We start from the raw sequence: 7,958 nt of genomic DNA, 5'->3' as shown, positions 1-7,958 counted from the left end.
AAATATGGTAAAATCAAAAAAGTAACGACTCAATTTCTCAAGAAAACTATAACATGCCTAGGTATAATTATAAAAAAACAGGGGAATGAACTATGTTAAAATCGCTCATTCCCCCTTAAATATATTTTTTTGGGCAAATCAAATATAATGTTCGTCCGTATTTCCCTGATGTTTCAATACTTTTGCATTTACAAAAAAGATTATCTCTTCTGCCATATTCGTAATATGATCTCCCGCACGTTCCAACTTACGAAATACACTGACCAAATTCAGACAAGTCAACCGATCATCCGGATGTTCTCCCAAATAATCGGCAAGAATAGGCGTTACCGCCGAATTTATATCATCTAATAAATTGTCTTTAGCAAGAACAGATGTAGCCAAATCCGGATTTTCCTCATCCAAAGCTCGTTTAGCCATATCCAACATATCAAGAACAGTCATAAACATCGTCTTTAACTGCAATCTTTCCATCAATGCTTCATTTAACGGTTCAGGACAATGAATTACAAACCGAGCTATTCCTTCTGCAAAATCTCCGATTCGTTCCAGGTTCGAATTGATCTTCAGCATTGCCAGAACGAGCCGAAGGTCTACTGCCACCGGACTATATAAAGCAATTATATCCTCTATATCACTGTCTATTTTCAATTCAAAGGCATTGACATGTTTTTCTCTTACAATGACTGTCTGTGCATCTTCCCTATTCAAATTTTGCACTGCATTTCCAGATTTATCAATCTGCGTTCTTACCAGCTCCCACATTTCATCCACTTCTTTGCGAAGACGGACTAACTTCGATTCTATAAATTCGACCATAACCTTATCTATTTCTAATAATATCAACCAAAGCGACCGGTAATATAATTTTGCGTGGCCTCTTTACCCGGATTTGTAAATATCTTTTTAGTATCGTCATACTCAACCATCTCTCCCATATAAAAGAAAGCGGTTTTATCACTGATACGCGATGCTTGTTGCATATTATGTGTGACGATAACAATCGTATAATCGTTTTTCAGTTCATGAATCAACTCTTCTACTTTTGCCGTAGAGATCGGGTCAAGGGCAGATGCAGGTTCATCCATCAATAAAACTGAAGGAGAAACTGCCATAGCACGTGCAATGCACAACCGCTGCTGCTGTCCTCCCGAAAGAGCAAAAGCCGATTCTTTCAACTTATCTTTCACTTCATTCCACAAAGCTGCACCTTTCAATGTTTCCTCTACGCGATTCCGAATAAATTCTTTATCCTTTACTCCGTTGACACGCAACCCATAAGCAACATTCTCGAATATACTTTTCGGAAAGGGATTGGGTCTCTGAAAAACCATTCCTACATTTTTCCGCAATTCATCGACCTGTATATCCTTATCATAAATATTTTTCCCATCGATCAAGATTTCTCCATTCAACCGTGTATCGGGAATCAAATCATTCATACGATTAAACAATCGAAGAAATGTGGATTTTCCACATCCCGACGGACCTATAAATGCCACGACAGATTTTTCTTCGATCTGCATACTTATTCCTTTGAGAGCGTGAAAATTCCCATAGTAAAAGTTTACGTCACGGGCATCGATCTTATTCATTTCTTTTTATATTAGTTTGTTTTTACTTTGTTTGAAAAATATTTTCTCAAGGCATTCGCCAGTAAATTGATAAACAGAATAATAGCGATCAGAACCAATGCCGTTCCGTATGCCAGCGGTAACTGAGCTTCCATGTTTGTCCCGCTTGTAGAGATAACATACAGATGATAAGGTAACGCCATACACTGGTCAAAAATACTTTCGGGCAATTGCGGTAAAAAATAAGCGGCGCAAGTAAATAATATGGGGGCTGTTTCTCCTGAAACTCTTCCTAACGCAAGAATCAAACCGGTAATGATATTGGGCATTCCCATCGGTAAAATCACGTGCCATATCGTTTGCAATTTGGTCGCTCCCAAAGCCCGGCTACCTTCTCTCAGACTGTCGGGAATGGCTTTCAACGACTCCTCCGTCGTTCGGATTACCAACGGTACACAAAGCAGACCTAAAGTCAATGACCCGGCTATGATACTATCCCCGAAATTCAGATATTTTACAAATAACGCCATACCGAACAGACCGAACACGATCGAAGGTATTCCGCTTAGATTGTTTGTCATAACCCGTATAAAACGCACCAACTTTCCTTTAGGGGCATATTCATTCATATATATACCGCTCATCACACCAACCGGAAATGCAAATAGAGCGCTCCCGATCATCAAATAAAATGTCCCTACGATCGCCGGCCATATACCTCCCGCAGTCATCCCGTCTGTCGGAGATTCGGTAAGGAAATCCCAGCTAATAACCCCGATTCCTTTGTAAATGATAAAGCCCAAAATAGCAAACAGAATAGCTACTACCAGAACACTCAGCAGAGAAAAGATTCCGAATGCAAAGTGTTGAGAACGTCTTTTCCGGACCTCATACCCGGCTGGATAAATATTTCGGATATTCATGTTTTTACTTGTTTTTTGATGATACGTATTCTACACATGAGTTTATTATCAGCGTAATAAAGAAAAGCACTACACCAAGCATAAAAAGTGCTTGATAATGAGCTCCTCCAGAAGGAGCTTCTCCCAATTCGGCAGCGATAGTAGCGGGTATCGTTCTTAAAGGTTCTAAAATAGAAACAGGGATTACCGCCGCATTCCCGGTAACCATTAAAACCGCCATCGTTTCTCCTATAGCCCGACCGATTCCTAAGACTACTCCCGATGTAATCCCAGAAATCGAAAACGGAATAACAACTTTATATATAGTTTGCCAACGAGAAGCCCCCAAAGCCAGACTTGCTTCGCGCATCGTGCGGGGACAGTTTCGCATAGCATCTTCTGCAACAGTAATAATAGTAGGTAAAGCCATAATCGCTAAAACGACACTTCCGGACAAACCTGTCTCTCCAACCGGTAAATTAAACACTTTCTGTATTATAGGAACGATGACTATCAAACCGAAAAATCCGTAAACTACCGAAGGAATTCCACTCAATAATTCAATAAGAGGTTTAAGGATGCTCCTGACTCTCGGAGTGGCAATTTCAGACATATAGATAGATACGGATAGACCGAAAGGCAATGCTATAAGTATGGCAAAGAAACTTACCCATAATGTTCCCGTAATCAAAGGCAAGAATCCGAACTGTGGTGCCGGCGTTGCCGTAGGGAACCACTCTGTCCCGGCAAATACCTCTTTTAATGAAATCGTTTGATCTTCTAAAACACGAACGTTCTGAGGATTCTCAACAAATTTCCGGGGTATAAAAGCGATAATTCCGGGATCATCTTTAATCAGAGTCTCTATTTTAGATGATGCAAATTCATAAGATTCTCCCAATTCAACTTCAGAATAATAAGCAGTCAGATCTTCCAGTCTAAAAAGTTTTATAGGCAAATCTTTTCCTCCCACTTCTTTCCAATTAACGATTTCCTCATCGAAAATATCTTTTATCTCTCTGCTGCTTAACTTTCCGATCTTATTTTCTTTATTCAAAACCAAAACATAACCGTCCTCTATTACCTTGTTACTAAATAAACCGAAAGCTTCTGTAAAAAGGAAAGCTACGATAAGCAAAATAGTAATACTTGTTATATATCCGCTACAAGTGAGGATACCTTCTACAATCTTTTCAAAAACTTTTTTCATCGTGTTTCTGTTTGTTGGCACAAAGGAATGAAACTCATATTAAGATCGTGTAAAGGAGATTTGAATAAACTGTTTCAGAATTATTACATTCATATTACAAAAATATCCGAGAGAGGTTTTGTAACTGTCAAATAACACCATTGTAAACCTTTTGTAATATCATCTCTATTTCTTTGCGAATAAAACAAAAATATGAAACGAACAAAAAGTTATCTGATTATTTCTTTATTCCTCGCCACATCATCATTATATGCACAACGTATTAAAGGAAGCGATACCGTTCTGCCTGTTTCACAACAAGCAGCAGAAAATTTCATGAAAAAATATCCTAAAGCACATGTTACCGTTACAGGAGGTGGAAGCGGTGTCGGAATATCCTCCTTAATGGACAATACTACCGATATAGCAATGCTATCGCGTCCTGTCAAATTCAGTGAAAAAATGAAATTGAAAGAGGCGAAACAAAATAATCAAGAAGTTATTATCGCTTACGATGCTCTTGCCGTTATCATTCATCCAGACAATCCGGTAAATAAACTCACGAGAAAACAATTGGAAGATATTTTTCGGGGAAAAATAAAAAACTGGAAACAGGTAGGCGGTAAAGATCAAAAGATAGTAGTATATACTCGGGAAACATCCTCGGGGACTTATGAATTTTTCAAAGAAAGCGTTCTAAAAAATAAAAATTATATGAGCGGAACACTCTCTATGCCGGCAACCGGAGCTGTAATTCAGTCGGTAAGTCAAACTAAAGGCGCTATAGGGTATGTGGGATTAGCATACGTAAGTCCTAAAATCAAGACATTAGCTATATCATACGACAACAAAAATTACTCATTACCTTCAGTTTCCAATGCTTCCCGAAAATTGTATCCGATCGTTCGCCCGCTTTATTACTACTATAATAAACAAAATGAGAAAACGATCTCTCCATTTATTCAATATTTACTATCCGATGAAGGACAGAGCATAATCAAAGATAACGGCTATGTTCCAATCCGATAAAATACTCAAATCAAAATTGTCTGAGATAGAACCCGAACAAGCAGAATTTCAAACAAAGAAAAAGACGACTCCGAAATTTTTTTTCGGAGTCGTCTTTTTCTTTGTTTTATTTCAAAAGGAATTTAGATTATCTCTTTTTCTTTAGCCGGATTTCTGTAATATACTTTACCTTCTTGATATTCCTGAGCAGCGATCAGTGTAGGTTTCGGCAACTTTTCATAATATCTTGAGATTTCAATCTGCTCTCTGTTTTCGAATACTTCTTCAAGATTATCATTAAAAGAAGCAAATTCCTGTAACTTCTTTTCCATATCATTTTTCATTTCTACAGAAATCTGATTAGCTCTTTTTGCTATAATACAAACAGTCTCATAAACATTTCCTGTATCCGATGACAAAGCGATCATATCACGGGTAACAGTGTTTGTCGGTGCATTCGTTTTCTTGTAATCCATATTATTGTATTGATTAATCTTTTACGTATTTACTTGCTACATTAAAAATTTTCTTAGCATCCTTTGCATTTGCTCCATCGGGAAAATCATTGATAAAACTATAATATTCATCGATCACGTCTCTGAACCGTTCTATCTTTTTCTCTTCCACACTCTGTATAGCTTCTTGATATTTCGATTTCAAGATCAACATCGAAAGATCTTCTTTTCTCTTTGTATAGGGATAATCTTTCAGAGCATTCTGTGCAGTAATCACAGCCGCATCATAATTGTTACCCATATAGTTGCCCAAATTATAATATAATTGTGCATTCAACCACTCTTTTTCTACCAATTTTTCCTGTAAAGCAAAGATTATATCTTGAGCTTCCTTTGCTTTTTCGCTTCTCGGAAAATATTCCAGAAACATCTGCATCTCATCTATTGCCTTATAGGTTCCCGACTGATCGAGTTCCGGCTCGGGAGAATCCAAATAATAACCATAACCGGCATAAAAACGGGAAAGCTCTGCAAACTGGCCTTTAGGATAGTTGGTATAGTATGTTGTAAAATACTGCCCCGATGTTGAATAATCTTTCGCCATATAATGACTACGAGCCAATAGATAAAGGGATTCTTCAGCTTTATCTGTACCCTTATATATTGTCACCAACTCTCCTAACAGAGTATATGCCCGAGCATATTTTTTCTGTTCAAAATATTTCTTGGCATATTCATATTTCATATCATAATCGGTACTTTTAAGTATTTTATTATACTCACTGCACGAAGCAAGAAATAATACCGATACAAATAAATATAAAATTCTCTTCTTCATATAGACAAATAATGTGCAAATGTAGATAAACTGATTGAATAACGAAAACAAAAAAATGAATTTTAACGGATTAAGAAACTGTTTTGAGTCATCAAGTTTGAGAGCCTCTACGCAAAATTCAGACCGACACTTCAAAATCCATTTGAATTTTTACATGTCTCCAAATATACGAAATAGTGCTGTATATCCGTCTTATGAAAACAAATATACGGCACTATTCTATATTCATCAAATTTTTTATCAAAGTTTATACAACTGATGCGCAGCCATCAATTCGAGCCGATGTTCGGTCAATACCCGAATACAATTCTCTATATTATCCGGACGAATAACGACATGGGCAACATCTCCGGCTGCAAATGCATACATATATTCAATAAAAACATTCTCATCAGAAAGATACCCTAATGCTTTAGCCAAAGCTCCCGGTGTATTCGGACAGTTAAGACAGACGACATCGGTCAAAGAGACTCCGAAATGGTGTTTCTTCAAAGCTTCCAAAGCTTTATCCGGGTCAGAAACAATAACACGAAGAATGCCGAAATCTGCGGTTTCAGCCATACTAAATGCCGAAAGGTTTACACCTTCTTCTCCCAATATACGGGTTACTTCGTTAATACGTCCGGTCTTGTTTTCAAGAAAAACCGATAGCTGTTTTATAATCATAATCGTATTGTTTTTTAATCAATCTTGCGGTTATCAATCACTCGTTTAGCTTTTCCCTGACTGCGTTCTATGCTACGAGGTTCTACCAATTTTATATTGGCAGCAATACCGAGAACACTTTGCAGTCGGTGTCCTATTTTCTTTTTCAGCTCCATCATTCTGTTGATCTCATCCGAATAGAATTGCTCCCGAACCTCTACTTGAACTTCCAGTGTGTCCAGATTATTTTTACGGTCAACAATCAGCATATAATGAGGTTCGAATTCTTCCAATTCAAGAATTACACTCTCGACCTGAGAAGGGAATACATTTACTCCCCGAATAATCAACATATCGTCACTGCGTCCGGTAATCCGGCTCATACGCACAGTGGTCCGCCCACAATCGCATTTATCATATATGAGAGAGCATAAATCTTTGGTACGATAACGAAGCAAAGGCAATCCTTCTTTCGTTATCGTTGTAAATACCAATTCTCCTGACTCTCCCGGCGACAATGGTTCGAATGTTTTGGGATCGATGATTTCCGGGAAAAAATGATCCTCACTGATATGCGCACCATGTTGACACTCACATTCATAAGACACACCAGGTCCCATTACCTCACTCAAACCGTAAATATCAAAAGCTTTGATACCCAATTTAGATTCTATTTCACGGCGCATATTTTCAGACCAAGGCTCTGCTCCGAACATACCGACCCTCAACTTAAATTCTTCACGAGGGATACCAGAATCTTTTATCGCATCAGCTAAATAAAGAGCGTAAGAAGGGGTACAAGCCAAAGCCGTAGAGCCAAAATCATGCATCAACTGTATCTGTTTAGCCGTATTTCCACTCGACATGGGAATAACCGTCGCGCCCAAATTCTCTACACCATAGTGCAAGCCCAAACCTCCGGTAAACAACCCGTAACCGAAAGAGACATGAAATATATCGTGCTTATCCGTACCATAAGCAGACAGACAACGAGCTACAACCTCTCCCCAAGTCGCCAAATCCTGGCGAGTATATCCTACGACAGTAGGACGACCGGTCGTCCCCGAAGAAGCATGCAAACGCACAATCTCCGACATCGGAACTGCAAAAAGCCCAAAGGGGTAATTATCTCTCAAATCCTGTTTTGTCGTAAAAGGGAGTTTGACGATATCATCAATACTATTTATATCGTTAGGGGTTATTCCCAGTTCCTGCATTTTCTTACGATAAAACGGAGTATTATGATAAACTCTTTCTACGGTTTGCCGCAGCCGGATTCCCTGTAACTTGCGCATTTCATCCCGACTCATGCATTCGATCGTTTCATTCCAAATCATGGTATATTAC

9 protein-coding genes are annotated in these 7,958 nt (G+C 38.4%); 1 reads left to right on the top strand and 8 read right to left on the bottom strand.

The features are described 5' to 3' along the window. Positions 1-138: 138 nt before the first annotated feature. Genes phoU through pstC form a run of 4 tightly spaced genes read right to left on the bottom strand, consistent with a single transcriptional unit; the run spans position 139 to position 3,686 of the window. Complete coding sequence (gene phoU, locus AC1WHX_RS08725; RefSeq protein ID WP_022390672.1) at positions 139-819, bottom strand: phosphate signaling complex protein PhoU; 681 nt, start codon at positions 817-819, stop codon at positions 139-141. A gap of 23 nt (positions 820-842) precedes the next feature. Next, positions 843-1,595, bottom strand: a complete 753-nt coding sequence (gene pstB, locus AC1WHX_RS08720; RefSeq protein WP_009316745.1) for a phosphate ABC transporter ATP-binding protein PstB — start codon at positions 1,593-1,595, stop codon at positions 843-845. Positions 1,596-1,606: 11 nt separating this feature from the next. Then, positions 1,607-2,497, bottom strand: coding sequence for a phosphate ABC transporter permease PstA (gene pstA, locus AC1WHX_RS08715; RefSeq protein ID WP_270214480.1), 891 nt, complete (start codon positions 2,495-2,497; stop codon positions 1,607-1,609). A gap of 4 nt (positions 2,498-2,501) precedes the next feature. Further along, positions 2,502-3,686: a phosphate ABC transporter permease subunit PstC gene (gene pstC / locus AC1WHX_RS08710; protein WP_303115600.1), complete on the bottom strand. Its 1,185-nt coding sequence runs from the start codon at positions 3,684-3,686 to the stop codon at positions 2,502-2,504. Positions 3,687-3,878: 192 nt separating this feature from the next. On the opposite strand from pstC, the gene AC1WHX_RS08705 reads away from it, so the two are divergent. Beyond that, positions 3,879-4,694, top strand: a complete 816-nt coding sequence (locus tag AC1WHX_RS08705) for a phosphate ABC transporter substrate-binding protein (RefSeq protein WP_481229169.1) — start codon at positions 3,879-3,881, stop codon at positions 4,692-4,694. 122 nt (positions 4,695-4,816) lie between these two features. On the opposite strand, the gene AC1WHX_RS08700 is transcribed toward AC1WHX_RS08705, so the two are convergent. The 4 genes from AC1WHX_RS08700 to AC1WHX_RS08685 form a co-directional block, all read right to left on the bottom strand. Further along, positions 4,817-5,149: a DNA-directed RNA polymerase subunit omega gene (locus AC1WHX_RS08700; RefSeq protein WP_303115604.1), complete on the bottom strand. Its 333-nt coding sequence runs from the start codon at positions 5,147-5,149 to the stop codon at positions 4,817-4,819. A 13-nt stretch (positions 5,150-5,162) separates the two neighbouring features. Continuing rightward, a complete protein-coding gene (locus AC1WHX_RS08695) occupies positions 5,163-5,966 on the bottom strand; it encodes an outer membrane protein assembly factor BamD (protein WP_022599526.1) in 804 nt (267 codons plus the stop codon). A 240-nt stretch (positions 5,967-6,206) separates the two neighbouring features. Then, complete coding sequence (locus tag AC1WHX_RS08690) at positions 6,207-6,632, bottom strand: ACT domain-containing protein (RefSeq protein ID WP_009316739.1); 426 nt, start codon at positions 6,630-6,632, stop codon at positions 6,207-6,209. Positions 6,633-6,646: 14 nt separating this feature from the next. Beyond that, a complete protein-coding gene (locus tag AC1WHX_RS08685) occupies positions 6,647-7,948 on the bottom strand; it encodes a phenylacetate--CoA ligase family protein (RefSeq protein ID WP_009316738.1) in 1,302 nt (433 codons plus the stop codon). Positions 7,949-7,958: the final 10 nt, after the last annotated feature.

The sequence above is a fragment of the Coprobacter sp. genome (assembly GCF_982436375.1).
The sequence above is the reverse complement of the archived record's forward strand: the minus strand, read 5'-3'. Positions and strand labels throughout refer to the sequence as shown.

Coding starts and splice junctions, on each gene's coding strand:
- phoU (WP_022390672.1), bottom strand. CDS start 819: ATGGTCGAATTTATAGAATCGAAGTTAGTCCGTCTTCGCAAAGAAGTG.
- pstB (WP_009316745.1), bottom strand. CDS start 1,595: ATGAATAAGATCGATGCCCGTGACGTAAACTTTTACTATGGGAATTTT.
- pstA (WP_270214480.1), bottom strand. CDS start 2,497: ATGAATATCCGAAATATTTATCCAGCCGGGTATGAGGTCCGGAAAAGA.
- pstC (WP_303115600.1), bottom strand. CDS start 3,686: ATGAAAAAAGTTTTTGAAAAGATTGTAGAAGGTATCCTCACTTGTAGC.
- AC1WHX_RS08705 (WP_481229169.1), top strand. CDS start 3,879: ATGAAACGAACAAAAAGTTATCTGATTATTTCTTTATTCCTCGCCACA.
- AC1WHX_RS08700 (WP_303115604.1), bottom strand. CDS start 5,149: ATGGATTACAAGAAAACGAATGCACCGACAAACACTGTTACCCGTGAT.
- AC1WHX_RS08695 (WP_022599526.1), bottom strand. CDS start 5,966: ATGAAGAAGAGAATTTTATATTTATTTGTATCGGTATTATTTCTTGCT.
- AC1WHX_RS08690 (WP_009316739.1), bottom strand. CDS start 6,632: ATGATTATAAAACAGCTATCGGTTTTTCTTGAAAACAAGACCGGACGT.
- AC1WHX_RS08685 (WP_009316738.1), bottom strand. CDS start 7,948: ATGATTTGGAATGAAACGATCGAATGCATGAGTCGGGATGAAATGCGC.